At 69.0% G+C, this 24,311-nt stretch carries 24 protein-coding genes; 3 read left to right on the top strand and 21 right to left on the bottom strand.

Going from position 1 to position 24,311, the window contains the following annotated elements; translation table 11 throughout:
* Nucleotides 1-2 precede the first annotated feature (2 nt).
* The 11 genes from ACWGRX_RS11400 to ACWGRX_RS11350 all read right to left on the bottom strand — a co-directional run bounded on the left by ACWGRX_RS11400 (nt 3) and on the right by ACWGRX_RS11350 (nt 11,561).
* Nucleotides 3-1,286, bottom strand: a complete 1,284-nt coding sequence (locus ACWGRX_RS11400; RefSeq protein WP_452117629.1) for a D-alanyl-D-alanine carboxypeptidase family protein — start codon at nt 1,284-1,286, stop codon at nt 3-5.
* A 74-nt stretch (nt 1,287-1,360) separates the two neighbouring features.
* Nucleotides 1,361-2,647, bottom strand: a complete 1,287-nt coding sequence (locus tag ACWGRX_RS11395) for a sigma-54-dependent transcriptional regulator (protein WP_452117628.1) — start codon at nt 2,645-2,647, stop codon at nt 1,361-1,363.
* Nucleotides 2,644-4,074, bottom strand: a complete 1,431-nt coding sequence (locus tag ACWGRX_RS11390) for a sensor histidine kinase (protein WP_452117627.1) — start codon at nt 4,072-4,074, stop codon at nt 2,644-2,646. Before ACWGRX_RS11390 ends, ACWGRX_RS11395 begins: the two co-directional genes overlap by 4 nt.
* 26 nt (nt 4,075-4,100) lie before the next feature.
* Nucleotides 4,101-5,267 carry a monovalent cation/H(+) antiporter subunit G gene (gene mnhG / locus ACWGRX_RS11385; RefSeq protein WP_452117626.1) on the bottom strand — a complete coding sequence of 389 codons (1,167 nt, stop codon included), beginning with the start codon at nt 5,265-5,267 and terminating at the stop codon, nt 4,101-4,103.
* A 2-nt stretch (nt 5,268-5,269) separates the two neighbouring features.
* Nucleotides 5,270-5,563 carry an MrpF/PhaF family protein gene (locus ACWGRX_RS11380; RefSeq protein WP_452117625.1) on the bottom strand — a complete coding sequence of 98 codons (294 nt, stop codon included), beginning with the start codon at nt 5,561-5,563 and terminating at the stop codon, nt 5,270-5,272.
* Entirely contained in the window at nt 5,560-5,892 is a 333-nt protein-coding gene (locus ACWGRX_RS11375) for a Na+/H+ antiporter subunit E (protein ID WP_452117624.1), read from the bottom strand. Before ACWGRX_RS11375 ends, ACWGRX_RS11380 begins: the two co-directional genes overlap by 4 nt.
* Nucleotides 5,889-7,427, bottom strand: a complete 1,539-nt coding sequence (locus ACWGRX_RS11370; RefSeq protein WP_452117623.1) for a Na+/H+ antiporter subunit D — start codon at nt 7,425-7,427, stop codon at nt 5,889-5,891. The genes ACWGRX_RS11375 and ACWGRX_RS11370 overlap by 4 nt, the downstream gene beginning before the upstream one ends.
* Nucleotides 7,424-7,843, bottom strand: a complete 420-nt coding sequence (locus tag ACWGRX_RS11365; protein WP_452117622.1) for an NADH-quinone oxidoreductase subunit K — start codon at nt 7,841-7,843, stop codon at nt 7,424-7,426. The genes ACWGRX_RS11370 and ACWGRX_RS11365 overlap by 4 nt, the downstream gene beginning before the upstream one ends.
* Before the next feature lie 2 nt (nt 7,844-7,845).
* On the bottom strand, nt 7,846-8,244 hold the full coding sequence (locus tag ACWGRX_RS11360; protein WP_452117621.1) for an MnhB domain-containing protein: 399 nt from the start codon (nt 8,242-8,244) through the stop codon (nt 7,846-7,848).
* Entirely contained in the window at nt 8,241-10,541 is a 2,301-nt protein-coding gene (gene mbhE / locus ACWGRX_RS11355) for a hydrogen gas-evolving membrane-bound hydrogenase subunit E (RefSeq protein ID WP_452117620.1), read from the bottom strand. The genes ACWGRX_RS11360 and mbhE overlap by 4 nt, the downstream gene beginning before the upstream one ends.
* 210 nt (nt 10,542-10,751) lie before the next feature.
* A complete protein-coding gene (locus ACWGRX_RS11350; protein WP_452117619.1) occupies nt 10,752-11,561 on the bottom strand; it encodes a tetratricopeptide repeat protein in 810 nt (269 codons plus the stop codon).
* 134 nt (nt 11,562-11,695) lie between these two features.
* Between ACWGRX_RS11350 and ACWGRX_RS11345 the strand changes: the two genes are divergently transcribed.
* From ACWGRX_RS11345 to ACWGRX_RS11335, 3 genes are all read left to right on the top strand, one after another.
* On the top strand, nt 11,696-13,081 hold the full coding sequence (locus ACWGRX_RS11345) for a leucyl aminopeptidase family protein (protein WP_452117618.1): 1,386 nt from the start codon (nt 11,696-11,698) through the stop codon (nt 13,079-13,081).
* 81 nt (nt 13,082-13,162) lie between these two features.
* Nucleotides 13,163-13,516, top strand: a complete 354-nt coding sequence (locus tag ACWGRX_RS11340) for a MarR family transcriptional regulator (protein ID WP_291640285.1) — start codon at nt 13,163-13,165, stop codon at nt 13,514-13,516.
* A gap of 43 nt (nt 13,517-13,559) precedes the next feature.
* Nucleotides 13,560-14,417: a C40 family peptidase gene (locus ACWGRX_RS11335; RefSeq protein ID WP_452117617.1), complete on the top strand. Its 858-nt coding sequence runs from the start codon at nt 13,560-13,562 to the stop codon at nt 14,415-14,417.
* Between the two features lie 158 nt (nt 14,418-14,575).
* Here the strand turns inward: ACWGRX_RS11335 and ACWGRX_RS11330 are convergent, their stop codons facing one another.
* Genes ACWGRX_RS11330 through ACWGRX_RS11285 form a run of 10 tightly spaced genes read right to left on the bottom strand, consistent with a single transcriptional unit; the run spans nt 14,576 to nt 24,270 of the window.
* Entirely contained in the window at nt 14,576-15,520 is a 945-nt protein-coding gene (locus ACWGRX_RS11330; protein ID WP_452117616.1) for a 2-hydroxyacid dehydrogenase, read from the bottom strand.
* On the bottom strand, nt 15,517-16,842 hold the full coding sequence (gene deoA, locus ACWGRX_RS11325; RefSeq protein WP_452117615.1) for a thymidine phosphorylase: 1,326 nt from the start codon (nt 16,840-16,842) through the stop codon (nt 15,517-15,519). Before deoA ends, ACWGRX_RS11330 begins: the two co-directional genes overlap by 4 nt.
* Nucleotides 16,842-17,606: a deoxyribose-phosphate aldolase gene (gene deoC / locus ACWGRX_RS11320; RefSeq protein ID WP_452117614.1), complete on the bottom strand. Its 765-nt coding sequence runs from the start codon at nt 17,604-17,606 to the stop codon at nt 16,842-16,844. The genes deoA and deoC overlap by 1 nt, the downstream gene beginning before the upstream one ends.
* A gap of 1 nt (nt 17,607) precedes the next feature.
* Nucleotides 17,608-18,420 carry a purine-nucleoside phosphorylase gene (locus ACWGRX_RS11315; protein ID WP_452117613.1) on the bottom strand — a complete coding sequence of 271 codons (813 nt, stop codon included), beginning with the start codon at nt 18,418-18,420 and terminating at the stop codon, nt 17,608-17,610.
* Between the two features lie 60 nt (nt 18,421-18,480).
* Nucleotides 18,481-18,894 carry a cytidine deaminase gene (locus tag ACWGRX_RS11310; RefSeq protein ID WP_452117612.1) on the bottom strand — a complete coding sequence of 138 codons (414 nt, stop codon included), beginning with the start codon at nt 18,892-18,894 and terminating at the stop codon, nt 18,481-18,483.
* A gap of 7 nt (nt 18,895-18,901) precedes the next feature.
* On the bottom strand, nt 18,902-19,873 hold the full coding sequence (locus tag ACWGRX_RS11305; protein ID WP_452117611.1) for an ABC transporter permease: 972 nt from the start codon (nt 19,871-19,873) through the stop codon (nt 18,902-18,904).
* 3 nt (nt 19,874-19,876) lie between these two features.
* Nucleotides 19,877-20,977, bottom strand: a complete 1,101-nt coding sequence (locus ACWGRX_RS11300; protein WP_452117610.1) for an ABC transporter permease — start codon at nt 20,975-20,977, stop codon at nt 19,877-19,879.
* Nucleotides 20,974-22,509 carry an ABC transporter ATP-binding protein gene (locus ACWGRX_RS11295; RefSeq protein WP_452117609.1) on the bottom strand — a complete coding sequence of 512 codons (1,536 nt, stop codon included), beginning with the start codon at nt 22,507-22,509 and terminating at the stop codon, nt 20,974-20,976. The genes ACWGRX_RS11300 and ACWGRX_RS11295 overlap by 4 nt, the downstream gene beginning before the upstream one ends.
* The gene (locus tag ACWGRX_RS11290) at nt 22,506-23,243 is read right to left on the bottom strand and encodes an MBL fold metallo-hydrolase (RefSeq protein ID WP_452117608.1); all 738 of its coding nucleotides are present in this window, start codon (nt 23,241-23,243) and stop codon (nt 22,506-22,508) included. Before ACWGRX_RS11290 ends, ACWGRX_RS11295 begins: the two co-directional genes overlap by 4 nt.
* 25 nt (nt 23,244-23,268) lie before the next feature.
* Nucleotides 23,269-24,270 carry a BMP family lipoprotein gene (locus tag ACWGRX_RS11285; protein WP_452117607.1) on the bottom strand — a complete coding sequence of 334 codons (1,002 nt, stop codon included), beginning with the start codon at nt 24,268-24,270 and terminating at the stop codon, nt 23,269-23,271.
* Between the last annotated feature and the right edge of the window lie 41 nt (nt 24,271-24,311).

Here is a 24,311-nt window from a genome sequence, read left to right as displayed (position 1 = left end):
TCTCATTGCTGGCCCAGCCCGGAGGGGCGCGGCGCAGGGGAGGGCGAAGAGGTCGCCAAGGCTGAGCGCCCCGTGCGGATCGTCCAGGTTCTGGGCGCGATCGGCGCGCCCAGGAGGCTGGCGTGCCCGCGCTGTCCCATCGGATAGAGCTTTCTTTGCCGCCGTTCATAGGCCGCAGCCTGCGGGCCGCAGAGCCTGGCGCGCAGATCTTCGGGCCTGGAGGCTGTCTGGTTCGGCAGCGCCCGCAGCGCGGTCCGCCTGCCGCCCTCCGTTTTCGTGAAGCCGTGTTGCAGGAGCTGGGCGATACGCTCGCTGCGTTCCCTCTCGGTTGTCGCGCCGAGCACGACCGCGACCAGGCGCTTTTCGCCGCGGACGGCGAGCGAGACGAGATTTCGCCCCGATGCGCAGACGAAGCCGGTCTTGAGCCCGATCGCGCCTGGAAAGCGGGTGAGGACCTCGTCGCTCGACTTCAGGACGCGGCCGTCGATGCTGACTTCGGAACGATCGAAGAAGCGCAGATAATCCGGGAAATTGCGATCGATGGCGACCCCGAGCAGGGCCAGGTCCCTGGCGGTGGTGACCTGCCTGCGGTCGAAGAGGCCGTCCGGATTGACGAAGCGCGTGCCCGTCATTCCCAGGCGTCGGGCGGCGTCGTTCATCATCGTAACGAATTCGGCCTCGCTGCCCGCGATGGTTTCGGCGATGGCAGCCGCGGCCTCGTTGGCCGACACCGCCAGCATCGCGTAGAGCGCGTCCTCGAGCGACATCGTGCTGCCCGGCGCCAGGCCTGACTGCACGGATTCCCGGGCGAGGGCCTTGCGTGAAAAGACGACGTCCTGGCCGAGCGCGACGCGCCCCGCGCGCAAGTGCTCGAATGTGACGAAGGCCGTCATCAGCTTGGTCGTCGAGGCTGGATACCAGGCGCGGCCGGCCTCCTCGGACCGGAGGACCTGGAGACTGCCGGCATCGACGAGGAGGGACGGTGTCGCTTGGGCGGAAGAGGCGAGCGCAATCAGAAGGCCGATGACGGCACTGCGGGCAAAGGTGGAGGGACAGGGCAATTCTATACCGAGGCTTGGACGATATCGTTGTCGACTGGCTTCGAGGTCAGCTTCGCGCAGATCAGATCCGCATGGCGAAGCAGCCTTGCCGTCTCGTCTGGCGAGGGCGGAAAGCAGGACCGCGAAGTGCTTGTTCGGTTCCGACAATGGCTTGCGAAATGCGGCTGCTTGATGAAACGGTCCGTGCCTGATCGCGAACGGTGCTGGGCTGTTACTTTCGAGCAACAGCGGATCTCGCGCGCTGTTCGGGCAGGAGGGCCGTCCTCAACGACGCTTCGCAGGAGCTTCCGATCCGCCGCTCAGCTCGCGGAGCGGCGCTTCCACAGCGTCGTGCGGGAGATGCCGAGCAGCTTCGCGGCCTCGCCGAGATTGCCGTTAGTCTGCGCCAACGCCTTCGCGATCTGATCGGCGTCGGCATCGAGCCGGGCGCGGGCGAGGTTGGGCCTCGGCAGCTCGGACAGGCGCATTTCCGGAAACAGATCGGCGGGGCCCAGCAGATCCTGCTCGGCCATCAGCCGGGCTCGCTCGATGCGATTGCGCAGCTCGCGGATATTGCCAGGCCAGTCATGGCCCAGCATCGCCAGGCGCGCCTCGTCGGTGAATCCTCCCGGGGTGCTTCCGCCGGCCTGTTCCAGAAGGCGCAAGGCGAGCGGCAGGATCTCGTCGACCCGCTCGCGCAGCGGCGGGATGGCGAAACTCAAGACGGAGAGACGAAAGTACAGGTCGTCACGAAAACGCCCGTCGCGGCGCATCGCGTCGAGATCGGCATTGGTGGCTGCGACGATGCGACCCCGGAACGCGCTGTCCTGTGCGGCCCCGACCGCTCGGAAACGCCCATCCTGGAGCACGCGCAGCAGCGCAGTCTGCAGGCGGGCGTCCAGCTCGCCGATCTCGTCGAGGAAGAGCGTGCCGCCACGCGCCTCCCCGAAATGCCCGATATGGGTCTGCGCCGCGCCGGTGAAGGCGCCGCGCTGATGGCCGAAGAACTGGCTTTCGAGCAGCTCCTTCGGGATTGCCCCGCAGTTGACGGCGACGAACGGCTCCTCAGACCAGGGCGATTCCTCATGCAGGCGTCTGGCGGCGACCTCCTTGCCGACGCCGGTCTCGCCGACGATCAGCACGGGAAGGCGCGATCCGGCGGCACGCTGCAATTGCCGCGCGAGCACGGCCATTGCGTCCGAGGGCGGCTCGACCTCGACGGGTCCGGCCACTGCGCCGCGCCCCCGCAGCCTGTCCCGGATGCGGGCGACCAGCTCGTCGACATCGTAGGGCTTCGTCAGATAGTCGTCGGCTCCGGCCTTCACGAGGCGGACGGCCTGTTCGACCTCGCCGAAGGCGGTGACGAACATGATCGGCGTCGTCCCGAGGAAGCTCTGGGCCTGCCGGTAGCAGTCCTCGCCGGAGCCGTCCGGCAGGCGAATATCGCAGAGTATGAAGGCCGGGCTGCGGCGCCGCATCGCCACCAGCGCCGAGCGCACGTCCCGGGCCCAGACCGGCTCGAAGCCTTCCAGCTTCAGGCGCTGCTCGATGGCGCCGCCCAGGACGAGATCGTCCTCGACGACGAGGATGACGGGGCGCTCCGTCATGGCATCTGCTCCTCGGGTTGAAGCGGAAGGGTCAGCGTGACGGTCGTCCCCGCGCGCGGCGATGCTTCGATGCCGATGCGGCCGTTCAGGCGCTCGACGAGCCGGATCACGATGCCGATTCCGAGGCCGGGCCCCCCGGGCTCGTCCGATCCGGCCTCGTAGGCGCGTATCACGGAGCGCGTCATGCCCTCGCCGGTATCCGAGACCTTGAGCACCAGAGAGGCCTGCTCCAAGCGGGCCGAAAGCCCGACTTGTCCATCCCGCGGCGTCGCACGAATGGCGTTCAGCAGAAGATTCAACAGCACCTGTCGGACCTCGAGGGCCGGCACCGGCACATTCTCCGGCAGGTCGATCTCGACCATCAGCCTGACGCCCCGCGCTCGGCTGTCGGCTTCCACGAGCAGGCGCAGATCGTCGAGATCCTGCCGCGTGAGCTGGCGCCAGTCGGCCTGCGGGCGATAGCTCGCCAGGGTCGCGTCGACGACCTGCCCGAGCGCATCGACGCCGCGCGCCAGAAAGCCGAGTGTCTCCTCGCGCACCGAGGCCTGATCGCCGAAATGCCGCAGCGTCGATACCGCGGTCCGCATGCCGGCGAGCGGATTGCGGACCTCATGCGCGATCACCGCGGCAAGCTGGCCGAGATCGGCCTTGCGCTGCTGCTCGGCCATATGTGCGAGCATATCCTCGCGCTCGCGACTGGCATGGACCATGGCGTTGAAGGCGTGGAACATCAGCCTGGAGGGCTTGTCGACCGGCATGGCGGCGGCCTCGATCGGCTTGGGGAGCCCGAGGGCCGCCTCGTATAGTCGTTGCGCGATCAGGGCAACCGGTTGCTGGATGCGGCGCACCATGAAGAAGCCCGCTACCGCGCAGAGACCGGAAAAGGCGAGATCGGCCGCCAGTAGCAGCCAGCGCAAGCGCTCCCGGTCGCGCTGGAAACCGGATACGTCGAGCCGCGCCACCACCGTGCCATAGGCTTCGCTGCCCGTCTGCAATGGCCGCCAGAACCAGGCACTTCCGTCGCGCCCGCTGATCGTGCCTGCGGCACGGGTTGCGACCTCGCTCGGAATGGCCTGGGGTGCGACGCTCTCGCCGCGCGCGGCCACGACCATGGCCGACCGGGCGTCGACGAAGGCGACCTGACGCTCGACGATGCCCTCATGGAACGAGAGCGCGTTATGCAGCGCCGCTCGGGCGGCTTCCGAATCGCCCGCCCGGACATGTGGCAGCAACACGGCCGACAGACCGTCGAGATAGATCTGCCCGAGCAGTTCGGTCTGCTGCTCGGTTTGCCGTGCCATGACCGAGAGCGCGACCTGGGTCGAGGCCACGGCCGCAAAGAAGATCATGCCGGCGGCGGCGAGTGGCAGCCGGATCGCGACCGGCAACGCGGCGATGGAGAATCTCAGGACCAGCTCCCGAACCATTGTCAGAGACTGGAAATCTGGTCGTCTCAGCCGAAGATGACAATCGGCGCGGAGCGCGCGATGCCGCCGGCGCGCCGTGCCTGGTTGATCCAGCCCGGATGGCCCTGATTGCCGTGCATGATGACATGCGCAGCCAGAAGTTCCTGCGTCTTGTCGGCCGCCGGTACCGAGCCCCGGCCTCGTCGCGCGGTCAAAGCCGATGCGCGCGCGATCTCCGCCTCATGGGCGCCCTCCTCGCAGTGCAGAACGAGTTCCGCCTCCGGCCACGGATCATTGGCGAGGAACCAGGCAAGCCTGCGCTCGCTATGCGGCGAGCCGTCATGCAGGAACACGATCCGTTCGATCGGCTCCGGCGAGGATGTGACGGCCGCAAGCGGAAAAACGCCCCGCGCGACCAGATGGCCGAGTGGATCCCCGACACCGTCGCCGGCGCCGTGATCGAACCAGCCCTGGCCGTCGATCAGCAGAAGTCCTCGTTGCGGCAGATGCGCTCCGAGCAGCGCTGCTGGATCGCCTTCTTCGAGCTGCAATGCATAAGAGAGACCGGCATGGCTGGCCGCCGCCTCGAAGCGCTCGACGCTTGCCGCAAGCCGGCGCCTCGCCTCCTCGAGGCGCGACGCGCGCAGACGCGCGGCATAATGGTTGCCGCCAACGGGCACCGGGCCGACCTTGGCGATCTGCTTGGCGTCGATGATGGCGAGCGCCAGAAGCTCCGCGTCGTTCGCTTTCGCCAGCGCGATCGCCTGGGCCGCGACAGCCTCGCCGCCCGGGCCGGCGGACAGCGCGACGACCACGCGAAAACGCAACGAGGCGGCATCAGCACCGGCCGGGTGCGGCATGCGCTGGGCGAAGGGACCGTCGAAGGAGCCGCGCTTCAGGGTTCCCGCCAGCTCGTCGCTGCTCGTGCCGCTCCATAGCGGCACCCCCGCGACATAGCCGGCGCGCGCCAGCAGATGGCCAGCGATCGGCGTCGTCACGAGCAGGAATCCGACACCGATCGCGACCTTTACCCAGACGTCGAGCGAGGGGTAGGCGAAGCCGACGCCGATCAGGACGAGACCGCAGCCGGCAACGCCGGCTTCGGTCGCCGCATGCATGCGCATGAAGAAATCCGGCAGGCGCAGCACGCCGGCCGCGGCGATCAGGCAGATGGCGGCGCCGGTGACAAGGAAGAGCGAGGACAGCCAGAGCATGGTCAGCGCTCCTCCTCGTTGATCGAGCCGCGCTCGATGAAGCTCGCAAAGGCGACGGTGGTCAGGAAGCCGACCAGCGCAACGCCGAGCGCGATGTCGATGAACGCCGTGGAGCCGGCCGCCACGACGGCGATCCCCGTGGCGGAGACGCCGAGCAGGCTCAGCATGTCGAGCGCCACCACACGATCGGGCCCGCCCGGGCCGCGCACGATGCGCATGCCGGCGCAGATCAGCGCGGCCAGCACCAGCGTCGCTGCGAGGACGACGGAGGCCTGATGGACGGTTTCGGCAGTCATGGCAGCACCTCCTTCACGCTCCGCTCGAAGCCGTCCTTGATCTGGCGGACGCTGTCGTCGGAGACGTTCATGACGTGGACATAGAGGGTCGAGCGATCCGCGCTGACATGCAGGCTGGTGGTTCCCGGGGTCAGCGTGATCATGTTGGCGAGCAGGGTGATGCCGGCATCGCCCTTCAGGCCGAGCGGAACGGCGACGATGGCCGAGCGGTTCGCGCGCTTCGGGTCGAGCACGGTCAGCGTCACCTCTCTCACCGACAAGGCGAGCTCCTTGAGGAACAGGCCGCCGAGCCGGCTCCAGGCGAGAGGCGCGTTCACGAGAAGCTTCATGGCTGCCACTCCGCGCTGCGCTGCGGGCCGGGGCCGAGCACGGCCTCGACATAGGCGCTCTTGTCGAGCAGCTGCTCGCCGGCGCGCAGCGAGAACGCGATGAACGGCTCCGCCATCACGCCGATCGTCATCGTGATCGCCGCCAGGATGATGATCGGGGTGAGCATGACGCACCGCGTGCCGGTGTCGGCAAGCCAGCGCTCGGTCGCGGCCGTGCTGGCGGCGGGGGCCGCCTTCCAGAACGCCTCGTTCCAGATCTTCAGCATCGAGTAGAGCGTCAGCACGCCGACAGCGAGCGCGGTTGCGGCCAGCAGGGCATGGCCGGCATCGAGGCTCGCCTTCACGACGACGAATTTCGACCAAAAGCCCGAGAGCGGCGGCAGGCCGGCAAGCGACAGGGCCGGCACCAGGAAGAGCACTCCGAGCCAGGGCAGCGTCTTGTAGAGGCCGCCGACCTCCTTGAGCTCGAACGAGCCGCCAGCCCGGTTGATCACGCCGGCCAGCAGGAACAGGTTCGCCTTCACGATGATGTGGTGGATCACATAGAGGATCGCCCCACCGATCGCGAGCGGCGTCGCGACGGCGATCCCGAGCAGCATGTAGCCGATCTGGCTGATGATGTGGAACGACAGGATCTTGCGGATGTCGAAATGCGCGGCGGCGCCGAGCACGCCGGTGACCATGGTCAGCGCCGCGACGATGCCGATGACCGGTGCCGTGAAGCCGAGCGAGAGATCGAAGATCAGGGTGAAGCTGCGCAGGATCGCGTAGACCCCGACCTTGGTCAGCAGCGCGGCAAAGATGGCGACGATCGGCGCCGAGGCGGTGTGGTAGGAGGCCGGCAGCCAGAAGAAGAGCGGGAACACCGCGGCCTTCGAGCCGAAGGCGACCAGGAAGAGCACGGCGATGGTCGTCACCAGCCCCTGATTTTCGACTGTCGGCAGGATCCGCGCGAGATCGGCCATGTTGAGGCTGCCGGTCAACCCGTAGAGGAAGGCCACGCAGATCAGGAAGAGCGTCGTCGCGACGAGGTTCAGCGTCACGTATTTCACGCCGGCGTCGAGCTGCTCGCGGGTGCCGCCGAGGGCCAGCAGTCCGAAGGACGAGATCAGCATGACCTCGAACCAGACATAGAGGTTGAAGATGTCGCCGGTCAGGAAGGCGCCGGTCACGCCGAGCAGCAGGCCCTGATAGAGCGGATGGTAGAAGGCCGCTTCGCGCGCCTCGGCATCGCCCGCGAGTCCGTAGATTCCGACGGCGACCGCCATCAGCCCGGTAATGACCACCATCGCCGCCGATAGCATGTCGCCGACGAAGCTGATGCCGAAGGGCGCAGCCCAGCCGCCGAACTGCGTAGCGAGCACGGTGCCGTCCCAGGTCGCGGCAAGGAGTGCGAGGGATGAAAGCAGGAGGCCGGCGCTGACGACGAGGCTCGTGATCCTCTGGGCGCGTGGCCTGCTCCACAGCATGCAGCAGAGCGCGACGCCCAGCAGCGGCCAGATGATCGGCAGCGACAAAAGCAGATGGGCGTTCATCGAACCGTCTCCGCGGCGGGAACATCGCCGGCGACCGGCGCGGCGGCGGCCGGGGCCGGCTTGCCGCCAGGCTTCGGCTCCGCGTCCCGCAGCGCCTCGGTGTCGAGGGTGCCGAAGCGGCGATGCGCGCTCTCGAACAGGATCACGGTAAAGGCGATCAGGGCGAAGGAGATCACGATCGCGGTCAGGATCAGCGCCTGGGGCAAGGGATTGGCGCCCCCGACGAGCGTCGTGGCTCCTTCGGGAACCAGTGGCGGCGTTCGCGTCCCCATCCGCCCCGCCAGGAAGATCGAAAGATTGGCCGCGTTGCCGAGCACCAGCAGCCCGAGCACGATCCGCAGGACATTGCGCGACATGATCAGATAGGTCGACGCAGCGACGAGGACGCCGAACGCCAGAGCGAAGACGGGTTCCATCGTCACTCCTCCAGATAATAGGCGAGGAAGGTCAGCACCGCGCCGACGACGGACAGATAGACTCCGATGTCGAAGATCAGAGTGGTGCTCAGCGGCAGGCCGCCCGGAAACGCCCATTGGTGCTTCAGATAGGGCTCGGCCAGCAGCAGTCCCGGCAGGCCCGACAGCAAGGCCAGCGCCAGCCCGGCGCCGATGAATGTCTTGGGCGAAACCCTGAGCAGGCGCAGCAGCGCGCTGCGCCCCCGCGGCAGGCTGTGCACCGCGATGCCGGCTGCGGCGATCAGCCCGCCGACGAAGCCCCCGCCCGGCTCATTGTGCCCGCGCAGCAGGACATAGACCGAAAACAGCATCGCGACAGGCAGGACGATCCGGCTGCTGGTCAACAGGATGAGGGAGTTCATCGGGCATCTCCAGCGGTCGCGCGCCTGAGGCCGGCGATCACCGCTGCCGCCGCGATCGCGGCCAGGCCGAGCACGGTGATCTCGCCGAGCGTGTCGAGCGCGCGGAAGTCGACGATGATGACGTTGACGAGGTTGCGCCCATGAGCCTGCGGCAGGCTTTCGGCACGGAAGAAATCCGAAAGCCGGGCGTCGAAGGGCTGGGCCAGCACGCTGAGCATCACCAGGGTCGCCATCGTACCGGCCGCGAGCGCGATCGCCCCGTCGCGCAGCCGCTCGCCGCGCCGGCGGTAGTCGCTGTCGCGGAACGGCAGCCGTCCGATAATGGCGAGCAGGATCACGATCGAGAGCGCCTCGACCGAGAATTGCGTGAAGGCGAGGTCGGGTGCGCCCTGGAACAGGAACAGCAGCGCGACCGCAAAACCGACCAGACCGGCCGCCGCGATGCCGGCGACGAAGTTGCGGGCGCGCAGCACGGCAAAGGTGGAGGCCGCGAGCAGGGCGGCGATGACGAGTTCCGGCTGTCGGCTCGCCGCGAAGTCCGGCCATGCCATGCCGCCCTGCGAGATCAGCGCCGAAAGCCCGGCCAGCGCTGCGACGGCGATGGTGTAGCCGGTATAGGTCCGCAGGCTGCCGGACTGGATCATGCGCGTCTGCCACGCGGCCAGCTGCTGCAGGCCCTGCATCAGGCGGTCATAGCCGCGATCGGGCCCCCAGCGGGGGATCGCCTCGACCATGGCGAGCCTGAGCCGGATCCCGGTCCCGTTCCGGAAGACGGCGATACCGAGTGCCAGGGTGACGACGCTGAGCAGCAGCATCGGCGTGAAGCCGTGCCAGAGCGACAAGGTGTAGTCGATCGGGCGCCCTGCGATGGCTGTGGCGGCCGGCAGGATCAGCGCGTCGCTGACCAGCCACGGCGCCAGCCCGAAGACGAGGCCGAGCGCGGCGAGAACGAGAGGCCCGGCGAGCATGGCGAGGCCGGGGTCGTGCGGCGTCTTTGGGGTCGCGACGCGCGGACCCGCGAAGCAGCGCAGCGACAGGATGCAGGCGACCACGACCATGGCGATATTGGCGAGGAGCGCGATGCCGACGAACAGCCCGGACGCCGACGCCGCCAGGCCGGTCTCATAGACCAGCTCCTTCGCGGCGAAGCCGATGAAGGGCGGCAATCCGGCCATGGAGAGGCTGCCGGCGAGCGCAGCGAGCGCCGTCAGCGGCATCGCTTGGCGCAAGCCGCCCAGCGCCGAGGAATCGCGCGTGCCGGTCTGCTGGTCGATGATGCCGGCGACGAGGAAGAGGCAGGCCTTGTAGAGCGCATGGACCACGAGGAAGGTCACGATCGCCATGGCCGAGAGCTCGCCCGGAATGCCGATCATCAGCACGAGCGTGCCGAGCGAGATGATCGTCGAATAGGCGAGGACGCGCTTGAGGTCGCTTTCGCGCAAGGCAAGCACGGCGCCGACCAGCATGGTCAGGCCGCCGAAGCCGGTCAGCAGCAGCACCCAGGTGGCGTGCCCTTCGAAGACCGGGCTCAACCGTGCCAGCAGGTACACGCCGAGCTTCACCATGGTGGCGGAATGCAGAAAGGCCGAGACGGGCGTCGGCGCGACCATGGCATTGGCGAGCCAGGGATGCAGCGGGGATTGGGCGGATTTCGCGAAGGCCCCGGCCGCGAGCAGGCAGATGATCGTCGGCGCCAGGGCATGGGCCGCGACCTCGTCCTTGCGGGCGATCAGTCCCGAGAGCGAATAGCTGCCGGTGATTTGGCCGAGCAGGATCACGCCCGCCAGCATGGCGAGGCCGCCGCCGACCGTGACCAGCAGGCCCTGCTGGGCGGCGCGGCGTGACATCGCCTGCTCCGGCGAGAAGCCGATCAGCAGGAAGGAGGTCAGGCTGGTCAGTTCCCAGAAGACGACGAGCAGCAACAGGTCATCGGCGAGCACGGCGCCGAGCATCGCCGCCATGAACAGCGTCAGCACGGCATAGAAGCGCGGCAGGCGCGGATATTTCTTCAGATAGAGCGAGGCGTACAGAAACACCGCCGTACCGATGCCGGTGATCAGCAGCGCGAAGAGGAGCGAGAGCCCGTCCGCCCGGAACGCCGCGGCGACGCCCAGCGACGGAATCCAGCTATAGGCCGTGCTGACCGCGGCGCCGGACGCCACCGGCGGCACGATTGCGAGGAAGCATAGCGCCAGCGCCAGGGGCGCGAGCGCGACCAGGGCCGATGAGCGGCCGCCGAGCCAGGCGGCGAGCGGGGCCAGCCCAAAGGCGATGACGATGAGAAATGCGAGATCCATTGCGACCCGGTCCAGTTCGGGCCGGGGAATAGAAAGAACCGTGCCAAGGTTCGCGCTGGGAAGAAAAGTCAACCACGACAGCGGGTTGGCGTCTCAGGCATGGGAATGTGAAGCGCCTGCGCGTTCAGTTTCCTGAACATTGGCGGCCGGAATGTTCCGATCATGCGACATCCAGCCCGGCCCGGCCGGGCCCCGGTGGCGCCTCGTCGGCTAGCCCGCGCGCTGGGGCTTCGCCTTGCCGCCGCGCAGCATCTCCCAGCTATTGGGCTGGCTGACCGAGCGACGCAGATAGGCGACGGTCGCCGTCGCCTCGGCCGGGCTCATATCCTGGCGGGCGAGCTGTTCGGCCTCGGCAAAGCGTCCCTGCAGGCCCAGCACCAGGACGAGGTTCTGGCGCACGCGGGCGTCGCTGCCGGGCGCGGCTACGGCCTCGCGCAGCACGCGCTCGGCCTCCGGCAGGCGCTTCGTGAGGGCGAGCGACAGGCCGAGATTGGACATGATCGTCGGCTCGTTCGGCGCCAGCCTGAGCGCGGTCTGGTAGATCTGCTGGGCGCGCTCGTGCTCGCCGAGCTGGTCGGCGACCGTGCCCTGGGCCGAGAGCACGCGCCAATCCGGCTTCTCCGGCGTGTGGGCGCGGCTGAGCACGTCGTCAGCCTCCTTCAGCCGGCCATTATCGGCGAGCGAGCGGCCATAGGCGCCGAGCAGCTCGAGATCCTTGGTGTGGACCAGCACCGCACCCTGCAGGATGGCGAGCGCCTGGGCGTTTTTGTCGAGCGCGCGCAGCGCCCTGGCGTAATAGAAGGCGGCGTTTCGGTCCTTGGCATTGGCCTCGTAACGCGCGGCCCATTGTGCCTCCTCGGCGCGCCACTGCTCCGGCCCGCGCGGCTGGCTGGCGGTGCTGCCGATCGAGCCGGTGACGTCGCCCGGTCCGCCGCGCATCTGGCAGGCGGAGAGAGCGAGGCAGGCCAAGGAAACCGCGGCGAAACGGCGAAGACGGGAACGGAACATGGGCTTGGACATCGGCCGGATCGCCTCGCCGGTTACGGAAAGCTGTTGCCAGCGGTGATAAAACGTTAACCCTAACGGACTGTTAACCCGCTGGATTCGCGCCGCCTGCAAGGGCCGCCGGGTCCCTAGCAAGAGGTTCTGCGCCCGTGCACGCTCTGCTCCTGCCCGCCGGCTCACCGGCCATTCCCGTCCATTGCGTCGCCGCCGGCGACTGGCCGGAGCTCGGGCAAGGCCTGGCGCCGCTGGCGCGTGCTTTCGCCCGGACGCAGGGGTTCGAGGCACGCCCCGGCCAGCATGTGCTCCTGCCGGCGGCCGATGGTTCGCTCGCCGCGGTCCTGCTCGGCGTCGAGCCGGCGACGATGCGCCGGCGCGATCCCTTCGCGCCGGGACGCCTCGCCGCCAGCCTGCCGGCCGGCGACTATGCGCTCACCGGGGATGTCGGCGAGCCCGGTCTCGCCGCGCTCGGCTGGCTGCTCTCGGCCTACCGTTTCGAGCGCTATCGCAAGCCGAAGCCCGTGCCGGGCCGCCTCGTTCTGCCGGTCGGCGTCGATGGCGAGGAACTGACCAATCTCGCGGAGTCGACTGCGCTCGCCCGCGACCTCGTCAACACGCCGGCGAACGATCTCGGTCCTGCCGAGATCGAAGCGGCGGTGCGGGCGCTCGGCGCGGCCTTCGGTGCCGAGGTGACCAGCATCGTCGGCGACGATCTGCTCGCCGGAAATTTCCCGATGATCCATGCGGTCGGGCGCGCTTCGCCGCGGGCGCCGCGCCTGATCGATCTGCGCTGGGGGCAGGAAGGCGATCCCCTTCTGACCCTGGTCGGTAAGGGTGTCGCCTTCGACACGGGCGGGCTCAATCTCAAGCCCGACGCCAGCATGCTCCTGATGAAGAAGGACATGGGGGGCGCCGCCGCCGCGATCGCCGCGGCGCAGATGATCATGCAGGCGAAGCTGCGGGTCAGGCTGCGCCTGCTCGTCCCGGCGGTCGAGAATGCGGTCTCCGGCTCGGCCTTCCGGCCCGGCGACGTGCTGGCGAGCCGCAAGGGGCTGCAGGTCGAGATCGGCAACACCGATGCCGAGGGACGCCTGATCCTCGCTGACGCGCTGGCGCTGGCCGATGAGGAGGCGCCCGAGCTGCTGATCGACTACGCCACGCTGACCGGCGCCGCCCGTGTCGCGCTCGGTCCGGACCTGCCACCCTTCTACACCCATGACGAGGGTCTCGCGGCCGAGATCGCCCGCCTCGGCATGGCGATGAACGACCCGGTCTGGCGCTTGCCGCTCTGGCCGGCCTATGACGCCCTGCTGGATTCCAAGGTGGCCGAGCTCAACCATATCTCCGGCGGCCCCTTCGCCGGCTCGGTCACCGCCGCGCTCTTCCTCAACCGCTTCGTCGAGAAGGCGACCTCCTACGCTCATTTCGACATTTATGGCTGGAATCCCGCGACCAAGCCCGGTCGGCCGGAGGGCGGCGAATGCCAGGGCGCCCGGCTGACCTATGCGCTCGCTCGGCAGCTCTACCCGGCGCGTTAAGCCTGTCTCGCGTCAGCTGTTGCGCCGCCCTGGCGCTGCGATAATGATACGGCCCCGTAACGATCGGGGGAACGGGCGCTCATGGCGCTGGAGATCAAACCGTCTCAGGCGCTCAAGCTCTGGCGCCAGGTCCATCTCGACCTGGTCCAGGACGCGCATTCCGATCTGTCGGTGCGCCAGACCGCGATCCTTTTGACGATCTATCTTGAGCTGCCGCCGCATACGGTACGTGGCCTCGCCAGCCGGCTCGGCGTCACCAAGCCGGTGATCACCCGTGCGCTCGATTCGATGGGCAAGCTCGGCCTGGTGTCGCGCCGCCGCGACGAGACGGACAAGCGCAATGTCGTGATCCAGCGGACGGTCGCCGGCGCGCTCGCTGTCGAGCATCTCGCTGATCTGGTGACGGCGCGGGCGCGCGAGCTCGGCCCGGCGTAAGAGGCATCTTCGCGCGTCGACCGCTCGGCGCTAGACTGGTGCCATGACAGAGATTCTCGACCGCCGCCTCACCCCTGCAAGGCCCGATCTCGCCGCTCGCCATCTCGACGGCCGGGTCGAGGCTCTGGCCTTCGCCGACCCCGTGCCGATGCGCGTGGTGGCGCCTTCCGCGCCGCTGCGGCGTGAGCCGCGCCCGGATGCCGCGCTCGATACCGAGGCCCTGGCGGGCGAGGCGGTGCGGGTCTACGAGAGCAATGAGGGCTGGGCCTGGGTTCAGCTCGCCGGCGATTCCTATGTCGGCTACCTCCCGGACGAGGCGCTCGCCGGCGATGCGGCGGTGCCGACGCATCGCGTCCGGGCGCTGCGGACCTTCGTCTATCCTGGCCCGTCGATCAAAATGCCGCCTCTGGCGGATCTCTCGCTCGGCGCCATGCTCGCCGTCACCGGCGAAAGCGGCGACTTCTTCGTCACTGAACGCGGCGGCCATGTCTTCAAGCCGCATCTCTGTACCCGCGACGTGCACGAGCCGGATTTCGTCGGCGTCGCCGAACGCTTCCTCGAAGTGCCCTATCTCTGGGGCGGCAAGACCAGCCTCGGCCTCGACTGCTCGGCGCTGGTCCAGCTCGCGCTGGCGGCCGCCGGCCGCGCCGTGCCGCGTGATTCCGACATGCAGGAGAAGGGGCTCGGTGAGCCCGTCGCCTTCGACGAGAGCCTCGCCGATCTGCAGCGCGGCGATCTCGTCTTCTGGAAGGGCCATGTCGGGATCATGACGGATCCTGAAACCCTGCTGCACGCCACCGCCTTTTCGATGAGCGTGATCCGCGAGCCGCTGCGCCCGGCGCGCGATCGCATCCTCGCTCGCAATGGCGGACCGATCACCGCGATCAAGCGGCTGGGCTGAGGCTAATCCGCTTGTCATTCCGGGGCAGGCCGAAGGCCCGGGCCCGGAACCCATGAACACGAGCTATCCCTGATCGGGGCCGAGCCAGCCTGTCCCTGGCTGGGGCGTGGCCATGGGTTCCGGGCGCTTCGCTTTGCGAAACCCCGGAAGACGACCCTTCAGTACCCCCGCGCGGGGTCGACGATGTGCTCGAGCGCTTCGCCCACCTCGAGCCGCCTGATCTGTGCCGCGATCTGGGCCGCGACCGTCTCCGGCGCCGACATCGCCGCATTATGCGGGGTCACCGTCACCGCAGGATGGGTCCAGAGCGGCGAATCCTGCGGCAACGGCTCGGTCTCGAACACGTCGAGCACCGCCGCCTTGAGCTCGCCGGCGGCGAGCGCGGCCAGGATGTCGGCCTCGACCTGGAGCCCGCCGCGCCCGGCATTGATCAGCACCGGCCCGCCGAGGCGCCCATTGCGCGCCAGTCCGGCGAACAGAGCGCGGTTCAGCATGCCGCGCGTATCGGGCGTCAGCGGCACGAGGCAGACCAGGATATCGGTGCGCGCCAGGAATTCGGCCATGCCGGCTTCGCCGGAATAGGTCGGCACGCCTTCGATCGCCTTGGGCGAGCGGCTCCAGCCGGCGACGTCGAAGCCGATGACGCGCAGCTTGGCGACCGCATCGAGCCCGAGCTCGCCCAGCCCCATCACGCCGACGCGGACGTCGCGTGCCGCCGGCTGGTTGCGGTCATCCTCCCAGATGCCGGCGCGCTGCTGGGCCATGTAGCGCGGCAGCTGGCGCAATTGCGACAGGCAGTGCAGCACGACATATTCGCTCATCCGCGTCGTCAGATCGGGGTCGACCACCCGTGCGATCGGCACCTGCGGCAGCCGGGAATCGGCGAAGAGATGGTCGACGCCGGCGCCGAGCGAGAAGATCGCCGCGAGATTGGGCAGGCCGGCGAGGCTGCCCTCCGGGTGCTTCCAGCTCGCGACATAGTGCACGGCGCGCCGGTCGAACGGCTCGCCGAGCGTCACCACCGGCAGCTCCGGCAGCAGGGCCGCGAAACGCGCGCGCCAGTCCTCGACATGCCAGACGGTCATTGCCACCAACAGGCTCATGGCTGGGATGCCTCCATAACGGGAATGATCAAGGGGCCGCGCGCGACCGGGCCGTCGCCGAGCTGGTAGGCGGCGCGCAGCCGCGCCTGCGCCGCCGAGAAGCCGGCCTCGTCGCGCGCATGGACGATGCCGAGCGGATGGTCGGGGCCGACCGTATCGCCGATGCCGGCGAGTTCGATGATGCCGACGGCATGGTCGATCGCATCCTGCGGCCGAGTCCGGCCGCCGCCGAGCGCGACCACGGCGAGCCCGACGGCGCGCGTGTCGATCTTCGTGACGATGCCGGCACGTTCCGGCAGCACCGGCCGGACCAGCGGCGCCGCGGCGAGATGCGCCTGTGGCCGCTCCAGAAGATCGGCCGGGCCGCCCAGCGCCACGACCATGCGCGCGAAGCGCTCGGCCGCCGCGCCGCTGGCGAAGGCGGCCTCGATCTTCGCCGTCGCGTCATCGAGCGAGCTTGCGAGCTTGCCGAGCAGCAGCATCTGCGCGCCGAGCGCCACCGTCACCTCATGGAAGCGTGGCTCGCGCCGGCGACCGGTGAGATGGTCGAGCGCATAGGCGACTTCGACCCCGTTGCCGGCGGCGGAGGCGAGCGGCTCGTCCATGTCGGTCAAAAGCGCCGCGGTCGGCAGGCCTGCGCCATTGGCGACGCTGACCAGTGCCGCGGCGAGCTCGCGCGCCTTCTCCAGCGGCGGCAGGAAGGCGCCGGAGCCGAACTTCACGTCCATTGCGAGCCCGTGCAGCCCGGCGGCGAGCTTCTTCGACAGGATCGAGGAGGTCAGCAACGGGATGGTCTCGACCGTGCCGGTGACGTCGCGGATGGCGTAGAGGCGGCGGTCGGCCGGGGCGAGATCGGCGGTCTGGCCGATGATGGCGCAGCCGACCTCGCGCACCACCTTGCGAAAGAGTGCGAGCCCGGGCTGGGTGACATAGCCCGGCACCGCGTCGAGCTTGTCGAGCGTGCCGCCGGTATGGCCGAGGCCGCGCCCGGAGATCATCGGCACATGGCCGCCGCAGGCCGCGACCGCCGCCGCCAGCGGCAGGCTGACCGTGTCGCCGACGCCGCCGGTCGAATGCTTGTCGAGCGCCGGGCCCGGCAGGTCGCTCCAGTCGAGCACCGTGCCGGAATCGCGCATCGCCAGCGTCATCGCGACGCGTTCCTCGGCATCCATGCCGCTGAAGAAGATCGCCATGGCGAAGGCCGCCGCCTGGCCCTCGCTGATGCCGCCATTGGTGAGACCGGCGACCATCTGGCGGATATCGGCGGCGGCGAGCTTTTGGCCGTCGCGCTTGGCGGTGATGATTTCCTGGGGCAGGCGCATCAATAGACTCCGTCGCTGCGTTCGCCCGCGACGGTGCCGGCGATGATGTCGGCGAGCACGCCATAGAGTCCGCTGGCGCCGAAGCGGAAGGTTCTCGGCGTCGCCCAGCCCGGCCCCATCACCTCGTCGGCGAGATCGAGATAGGTTCGCGCATCGGCGAGCGTCCGCAGGCCGCCGGATGGCTTCAGCCCGACCGGCCGGCCCGATACCTTGATCGCCTCCAGCATGGTCCGCGCCGCATCTGGCGTCGCCGAAATCGCTGTCTTGCCGGTCGAGGTCTTGATGAAGTCGGCGCCGGCGGCGATGGCGAGCTCGGAAGCGGCGCGCACGGCGTCCTGGTCGGGGTACTCGCCGGTTTCGAGGATCACCTTCAAGGTCTTGTCGCGGCAGCGCGCCCTGGCTTCGACGACCATGTCGCGGGCGCTGGCGAGATCGCCGGCGAGGAAGGCGCGCCAGGGCAGGACGAGGTCGATCTCGTCGGCGCCGTCGGCGAGTGCTTCGGAGAGATCGTTCTCGATCAGGCTGCAATTGCTGTCGCCGGCCGGAAAATTGATCACGGTCGCGATCCTGACCGGCTGATCGCGCAGCGCCCGGCGCGCCGTCTCGACGAATTGCGGCCACAGGCAGACCGCCGCCACCGGGCCGGGCGCCGCCACCGCGCGGGCGCAGAGCTGCAGCGCGCCGGTCTCCGTCGCCCGCTCCGAGAGATCGGTCAGGTCGAGCAGCCTGAGGGCGCGCAGCGCGAGTTCGGCGTCACCAGTCACGTCAGAGATCCGTCAGGAAGGACCGCAGCACGCGGCGCAGGCCGGTGGTCGCGGCGGCGGCGACGTCGCGGGTCTCGCCATGGCTCGGTGCGCCGCCGAGCATGCCGGCGGCCATGTTGGTGACGATCGAGATGCCGGCGACGCGTAAGCCGTGGCGCCGCGCCAGGATCACCTCCGGCACGGTCGACATGCCGACGAGATCGGCGCCGAGCAGCTTCGCCATCCTGATCTCGGCCGGCGTCTCGAAGCTCGGCCCGCTGAACCACATATAGACGCCCTCGCCCATATTGGCGCCGCTCGTCGCGGCGGCCTTCTTCAGCCGGGCGCGCAGATGCGGGTCATAGGCGTCGACCATCGGCACGAAACGGCCGTCGCCGGTATCGCCGACCAGCGGGTTCGGACCGTTGAGATTGATGTGGTCGGTGATCAACGCCAGGCTGCCCGGCCGCAGATCCGGCCGCAGCGAGCCGGCGGCATTGGTCAGCACCAAGGGCGGCGAGCCGAAGGCGGCGAGCATGCCGAGCGGTACGCGCATGATCGCCGGGTCGCCGGTCTCGTAGAAATGCGCCCGACCCTCGAAGACCAGCACCTTCTTGCCGTGGAGCAGACCATAGCTGACTTGCCTGGCATGGCCGGAGACCGCGCCCTGAGGAAAGCCGGGAATCTCCGCGAACGGAATCGAGACCGCATCGGTCAGGTCGTCGACGATGCGCCCGAGCCCGGTGCCGAGGACGATCGCGCAGTCGATGCCGCCATCGATGCCACGGTCGATCAGGACCGATGCCGCTTGGTCGAAAAGCGGATCCGCCGCCATGTTGTACGCTCCATCGGCGCGTCGCGCGCGCCGTCTCAGGCGGCTCTCGGGCGCCGCAAATCACGTCGGCAAATTGGCCGGTCCGAACGAGGCTGGCAACAGCTCGGCGAGCGAAAAGCGCGCGCGCACCCCGCCTGTCCCGGCGATCAGCACCGGCGTCTCCGGCGCCGCGAATTCGCGGATGCGCTGGCGGCAGGCGCCGCAGGGCGTCACCAGTTCCTCGCCCGGGCCGACGACCAGGATGGCCCGGATCGCGCGGGAGCCGCCTGCGACCATCGCCGAGATCGCCCCGGCCTCGGCGCAGGCGCCGACCGGATAGGCAGCGTTCTCGACATTGCAGCCGGGATAGACCGCCCCGTCATCGGCGAGGATCGCCGCGCCGACCCGAAAGCGCGAATAGGGCGCATAGGCGCGGGCCTGCGCGGCCGTCGCGGCGGCGAAGAGCGCGTCGATTTCGGTCGTGGCAGGGCCCATGGCGGCTTCAGCGTTCCTTGACATAGGGCAGGCCGGAGGCCTTGGGCGGCACCGCCTTGCCGATGAAGCCGGCAAGCAGAATCACCGTCATCACATAGGGCAAGGCCTGGATCGCCTGCACAGGTACCTGGCCGATGCCCGGCAGCGCAACGCCCTGCAGCCGGATCGCGATCGCGTCGAGCAGGCCGAAGAGCAGACAGGCGAAGAGTGCCGGCCAGGGCCGCCAATTGGCGAAGATCACCGCGGCGAGCGCGATGAAGCCCTTGCCGGCGGTCATCTGCGGCAGGAAGCCGGCCGATTGCGAGACGGCGAGATAGGTTCCGCCAAGGCCGCAGAGCGCGCCGCAGATGATCACGGCGACATAGCGCAGCCCGGCGACCGAGACGCCGGCCGTGTCGACTGCCGCCGGGTTCTCGCCGACGGCGCGCAGGCGCAGGCCGAAGCGGGTGTGCTTCAGCACCAGCGCCGTCAGCACGACGCAGAGCAGGGCGAGATAGACCGGGGCGGCATGGCCGGAGACGGCGATGTCATAGAGCGGCCCGAGGACGGGGACCGATTTCAGTGTCTCGACCAGCGGCAATTCGATCTCGCCGAAGCGGGCCGCGCCTTCGAGCGGCGGCGTTCGTCCGCCCTGGCCGAACCAGGCATTGCCGAGGATCACGGTCAACCCCGCCGCCAGCATGTTGATGGCGACGCCGGAGACGATCTGGTTGCCGCGCCAGGTGATCGCGGCGAAGCCATGGACCAGCGAGAGCGCGACCGAGGCGGCGATGCCGGCGCAAAGCCCGGCCCAGGCCGAGCCGGTCTTGTAGGCGATCACCGCCGAGGCGAAGGCGGCGATCAGCATCTTGCCTTCGAGGCCGATATCGACGACGCCCGCCCGCTCCGACCAGAGCCCAGCCATGGCGGCGCAGAGCAGCGGCACCGAGAGCCTGATCGTCGAATCGAGGATGACGGCCAGCGTCTGGACGAGCTCCATCGCCTAGCCCCTGCGCCCGAGCCGCAGCGTGCCCGCGACCAGTCGCCGGAACAGCCCTTCCAGCGCCCCGGCGAAGAGGATCACCACGCCGCCGATGACCACGACCATGTCGCGGGTGATGGTCGGCTTGTCGAAGGAGAGTTCGGCGCCGCCCTGGTAGAGCGCCCCGAAGAGCAATGCCGCGAGCCCGACGCCGACCGGGTGGCCGCGCCCCATCAGCGCCACCGCGATGCCGACGAAACCGTAGCCGGCGGTGAAATCGAGCACCAGCCGGTGCTGCACGCCCATCACCTCGTTGACCGCGAGCCCGCCGGCGAGCGCGCCCGAAAGCGCCATCGCCACCAGGGTGATTTTGGCCGGCGAGATGCCGGCATAGGCGGCGGCGCGCGGATTGGCGCCGGCGGTGCGGATCGCATAGCCGAGGCGGGAGCGGTAGATCAGCAGCCAGACCGCGACGAGGGCGGCGAGTGCCAGCAGGAAGGCGCTGTTCAAGGGCGTCTTCGGCAGCTTCAGGCCGAGCGGCGCCAGGAGCTGGTGCATCGGCGTCAGCGTCGCATGCTTGGCGAAGTCGGCGGTCTCGGGCTGCATCGAGCCCGGCTTCCCGATCACCTCGACCAGCAGGTAGACGATCAGCGTCGCGGCGATGAAGTTGAACATGATCGTGGTGATCACGACATGGCTGCCGCGCACCGCCTGAAGATAGCCTGGGATGAAGGCCCAGACCGCGCCGCCCGTGGCTGCGGCGAGGATGGCGAGCGGCACCAGCAGGATACCAGGCAAAGGCGCGAGCCAGAGGCAGGCCAGCGCCGCGAAGATGCCGGCGACCGTCGCCTGGCCCTCGCCGCCGATATTGAACAGCCCGGCATGGAAGGCGACGGCGACGGCAAGCCCGGTGAAGACGAAATTGGTGGCGTAATAGAGCGTGAAGCCGAGCCCTTCGAGGCTGCCGAGCGAGCCTTTCAGCAGGAGCGCCGTCGCCTCCAGCGGGCTCTCGCCGATGCCGAGCACGACGAGCCCGGCGACCAGCAGCGCGGCCGCGACCGAGACCAGCGGCACGAGCGCGGTGTCGGCCCAGCGCGGTAGCTCGATCGGCACCGCGCTCATGCCGCGCGCTCGCTGACGCCGGCCATCAGCAGGCCGAGATCGCGCTCGTCCGCCTCATCGGCGGCGCGCTCGCCGGTGATCCTCCCGCCACAGAGAGCGAGGATCCGGTCGGACAGCGCCATCACCTCCTCGAGCTCGACCGAGACCAGCAGGATCGCGACTCCGGCATCGCGGAGCGCGATCAGCCGGCGGTGGATGAATTCGATCGCGCCGATATCGACGCCGCGGGTCGGCTGGCCGACCAGCAGCACTTTCGGCGCCCGTTCGATCTCGCGGGCGAGCACGAGCTTCTGCTGGTTGCCGCCGGAGAATTTCGCCGTCTTCAGGGTGGGATCGGCGGGGCGGACGTCATAGGCCTGCATGCCGGCGAGCGCATGGCAGCGGATTGCCGAAGGTGCGAGCAGCGGCCCCGGGCCGAAGGCCGGATCGTCGTGATAGCCGAGGATCATGTTCTCGGCCGCGGCGAAGGCGGTGACGAGGCCGGTCTTCTGCCGATCCTCCGGGATGTGCATCAGCCCGAGCCGGCGCAGATTGGCCGGGCTGCGGTCGACGGTGGTGAGGATCCGGCCGTCGAGGCGGATCACCCCGCGCGTCGGCTGGACGAGCCCGGCGAGCACTTCGAGCAATTCGCTCTGGCCGTTGCCGGCGACGCCGGCGATGCCGACGATCTCGCCTTCGTGCAGGGTGAGGCTGGCCTCGCGCAGCGTCTCATGCCCGCGCGCATCGACCACGCTGAGCCCGGCCGCCTCCAGCACCGGCGCACCGCGCTGGCGCGGCGCCTTCTCGACCCGCAGCAGCACGCGCCGGCCGACCATCGCCTCGGCGAGCGCGGCCGGCGAGGTGCTGAGCGTCTCGACATGGGCGACCATCTCGCCGCGCCGCATCACCGAGACCCGGTCGGTCACCGCCATGATCTCGCGCAGCTTGTGGGTGATCAGGATCACCGTCTTGCCCTGCGCCTTGAGCGCCCTCAGCAGTTCGAAGAGCTGGTCGGCCTCGGCCGGGGTCAGCACCGCGGTCGGCTCGTCGAGGATCAGCACTTCGGCGCCGCGATAGAGCGCCTTCAGGATCTCGACGCGCTGCTGCAGCCCGACCGAGAGCGAGCCGACCGTCGCGTCCGGGTCGATGGCGAGACCGTATTGCGCCGAAAGCCTGGCCAGCTCGGCCCGCGCTTTGGCGATGCCGCGCTTCAGCCAGGGCCCGCCCTCGGCGCCGAGCACCACGTTCTCGACCACCGAAAGCGGCTCGACCAGCATGAAATGCTGGTGGACCATGCCGATGCCGGCGGCGATCGCCTCGGCCGGGGAGCTGATCGTGCGCTTCTCGCCGCCCACCCGGATCTCGCCGGAATCAGCCTCGTAGAAGCCGTAGAGGATCGACATCAGCGTGGATTTTCCGGCGCCGTTCTCGCCGACGATGCCGTGGATCGAGCCGGCGGCGACCTTGAGCGAGACGTTCCGGTTGGCGGTGACCGGGCCGAAGGATTTCGAGATGCTGGACAGTTCGATCGCGGCAGGCGCGGTGCCGGTCATAGGCAGAGCACCATGCCGTCATGCGCGCGCGTCTCGGGCAGGGCCTCGCCATGGGCCAGCATGTCCGGCCCCATATGGGTCAGGATGATGCGCGGCGTGTCGAGATCGTCACGATGTGCCGTGAGCGACCGGTAATCGAGATGGTTGGCCAGCACCCGGTCGTAGGTGTAGCACTCGACCAGAAGCGCGTCGGCGCCGGCGGCGAGCGGGATCAGCGCCTCTGTCCAGGCGGTGTCGCCGGAATAGGCGAAGCTCTTGCCGCCTTGCGTCAGCCGGTAGCCCTGGCAGGGGCCGGCGCGCTCGTCATGCACCATCGGGAAGGCCTCGACCGCGATGCCGGCAAGCTCCGCCGGCGCCTCCGGGGCGATCTCGACGAAGCTGATCGGAAAGCGCCAGCGATTGCTCGAGGCGCCGGGAAAATCGGCTTCGAGCGCATGCCGGGTACGGTGTTCGATGCCGATCGGGCCGGCGATGGTCAGGGGTTCGCGGCGGCGCGAGACGAACTGCGCATCGAGCAGGAAGGCGGGCAGCCCGCCGAAATGGTCGCCGTGGAAATGCGTGAACAGCAGGGTCGAGAGGCCGCTGCGCGCGACCCTGGCCTTGTTGAGTGCGACCATGCTGGACGAGCCGCAATCGAGCAGCAGCTTCTCGTCGCCGGCCTCGATCTGGAGGCAGGTGTTGAAGCGGCCGCCGGAGCCGAACGCGTCGCCCGAGCCGTGGATGGTGATCTTCATCGCGCCACTGCGGCGGTGTGAGGGGTCACATCGTGCACTTGGAGTCAGACATGTAGTCGTGGACCTTGACCGTGCCGGCGATGATGTCGGCCCTCGCCTTGTCGGCTGCTGCCTTCATCTCCGGGGTGATCAGCGCCTTGTTGTTGTCGTCTAGCGCCCAGCCGACACCGTCCTCCTTCAGCCCGAGTACCGAGACGCCCGGCTTCCAGCTGCCCTCGCGCGCCGCCTTGAAGGAGTTGTAGGCGGCGACGTCGACGCGCTTCAGCATCGAGGTCAGCACCTTGCCGGGATGCAGCATGTTCTGGTTCGAATCGACGCCGATGCCGAGCTTGCCGGCGTCCGCCGCGGCGCGCAGCACGCCGATACCGGTGCCGCCGGCGGCGTGGTAGACCACGTCGGCGCCGCGATCGATCTGCGATTTGGCGAGCTCGCCGCCCTTGACCGGGTCGTTCCAGGCGGCCGGGGTCGAGCCGGTCATGTTCTGGAAGATCTCGGCCTCCTTCTTCGCCGCCTTGACGCCCTGGACATAGCCGCAGGCGAATTTGCGGATCAGCGGGATGTCCATGCCGCCGACGAAGCCGACCTTGCCGGTCTTCGAGGCGAGGCCGGCGAGCAGGCCGACGAGATAGGAGCCCTCATGCTCCTTGAACACGACCGACTGCACGTTCGGCAATTCGACCACCATGTCGATGATGGTGAACTTCAGGTCCGGGAACTCCGACGCGACCTTCTGCAGCGCGGTCGCCTGCGAGAAGCCGACCGCGATGATCGGCGAATGGCCGTCGCGCGCGAAGCGGCGCAGCGCCTGCTCGATCTGGGCATCGTTGGTCGGCTCGAAATCGCGGAACTCGACGCCGGTGTCGGTCTTGAACTTCTCGGCGCCGATGAAGACGCCTTCATTGAAGGATTTGTCGAATTTCCCGCCCTTGTCATAGACGACGGCCGGTTTGATCGCGGTCTGGGCGTTGGCGGCGAGCGTCGAAAGGGCGGCGCCGACCAGCGCCAAAGCGAGGGATGTCAGGCGCATGCAACCGTTCCCCTGTCACGCATGGAGCAGTTCCGCTGCCC

Source organism: Allobosea sp. NPDC055594, assembly GCF_053618995.1.
The sequence above is the reverse complement of the archived record's forward strand: the minus strand, read 5'-3'. Positions and strand labels throughout refer to the sequence as shown.

What these genes read in the sequence shown, in the direction of transcription:
- ACWGRX_RS11380 (WP_452117625.1), bottom strand. Translation starts at nt 5,563, where the DNA reads ATGACTGCCGAAACCGTCCATCAGGCCTCCGTCGTCCTCGCAGCGACG.
- mnhG (WP_452117626.1), bottom strand. Translation starts at nt 5,267, where the DNA reads ATGCTCTGGCTGTCCTCGCTCTTCCTTGTCACCGGCGCCGCCATCTGC.
- ACWGRX_RS11300 (WP_452117610.1), bottom strand. Translation starts at nt 20,977, where the DNA reads ATGAGCGCGGTGCCGATCGAGCTACCGCGCTGGGCCGACACCGCGCTC.
- ACWGRX_RS11395 (WP_452117628.1), bottom strand. Translation starts at nt 2,647, where the DNA reads ATGACGGAGCGCCCCGTCATCCTCGTCGTCGAGGACGATCTCGTCCTG.
- ACWGRX_RS11390 (WP_452117627.1), bottom strand. Translation starts at nt 4,074, where the DNA reads ATGGTTCGGGAGCTGGTCCTGAGATTCTCCATCGCCGCGTTGCCGGTC.
- ACWGRX_RS11305 (WP_452117611.1), bottom strand. Translation starts at nt 19,873, where the DNA reads ATGGAGCTCGTCCAGACGCTGGCCGTCATCCTCGATTCGACGATCAGG.
- deoA (WP_452117615.1), bottom strand. Translation starts at nt 16,842, where the DNA reads ATGCGCCTGCCCCAGGAAATCATCACCGCCAAGCGCGACGGCCAAAAG.
- ACWGRX_RS11335 (WP_452117617.1), top strand. Translation starts at nt 13,560, where the DNA reads ATGACAGAGATTCTCGACCGCCGCCTCACCCCTGCAAGGCCCGATCTC.
- ACWGRX_RS11330 (WP_452117616.1), bottom strand. Translation starts at nt 15,520, where the DNA reads ATGAGCCTGTTGGTGGCAATGACCGTCTGGCATGTCGAGGACTGGCGC.
- mbhE (WP_452117620.1), bottom strand. Translation starts at nt 10,541, where the DNA reads ATGGATCTCGCATTTCTCATCGTCATCGCCTTTGGGCTGGCCCCGCTC.
- ACWGRX_RS11365 (WP_452117622.1), bottom strand. Translation starts at nt 7,843, where the DNA reads ATGGAACCCGTCTTCGCTCTGGCGTTCGGCGTCCTCGTCGCTGCGTCG.
- ACWGRX_RS11350 (WP_452117619.1), bottom strand. Translation starts at nt 11,561, where the DNA reads ATGTCCAAGCCCATGTTCCGTTCCCGTCTTCGCCGTTTCGCCGCGGTT.
- ACWGRX_RS11315 (WP_452117613.1), bottom strand. Translation starts at nt 18,420, where the DNA reads ATGGCGGCGGATCCGCTTTTCGACCAAGCGGCATCGGTCCTGATCGAC.
- ACWGRX_RS11310 (WP_452117612.1), bottom strand. Translation starts at nt 18,894, where the DNA reads ATGGGCCCTGCCACGACCGAAATCGACGCGCTCTTCGCCGCCGCGACG.
- ACWGRX_RS11370 (WP_452117623.1), bottom strand. Translation starts at nt 7,427, where the DNA reads ATGAACGCCCATCTGCTTTTGTCGCTGCCGATCATCTGGCCGCTGCTG.
- ACWGRX_RS11295 (WP_452117609.1), bottom strand. Translation starts at nt 22,509, where the DNA reads ATGACCGGCACCGCGCCTGCCGCGATCGAACTGTCCAGCATCTCGAAA.
- ACWGRX_RS11340 (WP_291640285.1), top strand. Translation starts at nt 13,163, where the DNA reads ATGGCGCTGGAGATCAAACCGTCTCAGGCGCTCAAGCTCTGGCGCCAG.
- ACWGRX_RS11285 (WP_452117607.1), bottom strand. Translation starts at nt 24,270, where the DNA reads ATGCGCCTGACATCCCTCGCTTTGGCGCTGGTCGGCGCCGCCCTTTCG.
- ACWGRX_RS11290 (WP_452117608.1), bottom strand. Translation starts at nt 23,243, where the DNA reads ATGAAGATCACCATCCACGGCTCGGGCGACGCGTTCGGCTCCGGCGGC.
- ACWGRX_RS11360 (WP_452117621.1), bottom strand. Translation starts at nt 8,244, where the DNA reads ATGAACTCCCTCATCCTGTTGACCAGCAGCCGGATCGTCCTGCCTGTC.
- ACWGRX_RS11375 (WP_452117624.1), bottom strand. Translation starts at nt 5,892, where the DNA reads ATGAAGCTTCTCGTGAACGCGCCTCTCGCCTGGAGCCGGCTCGGCGGC.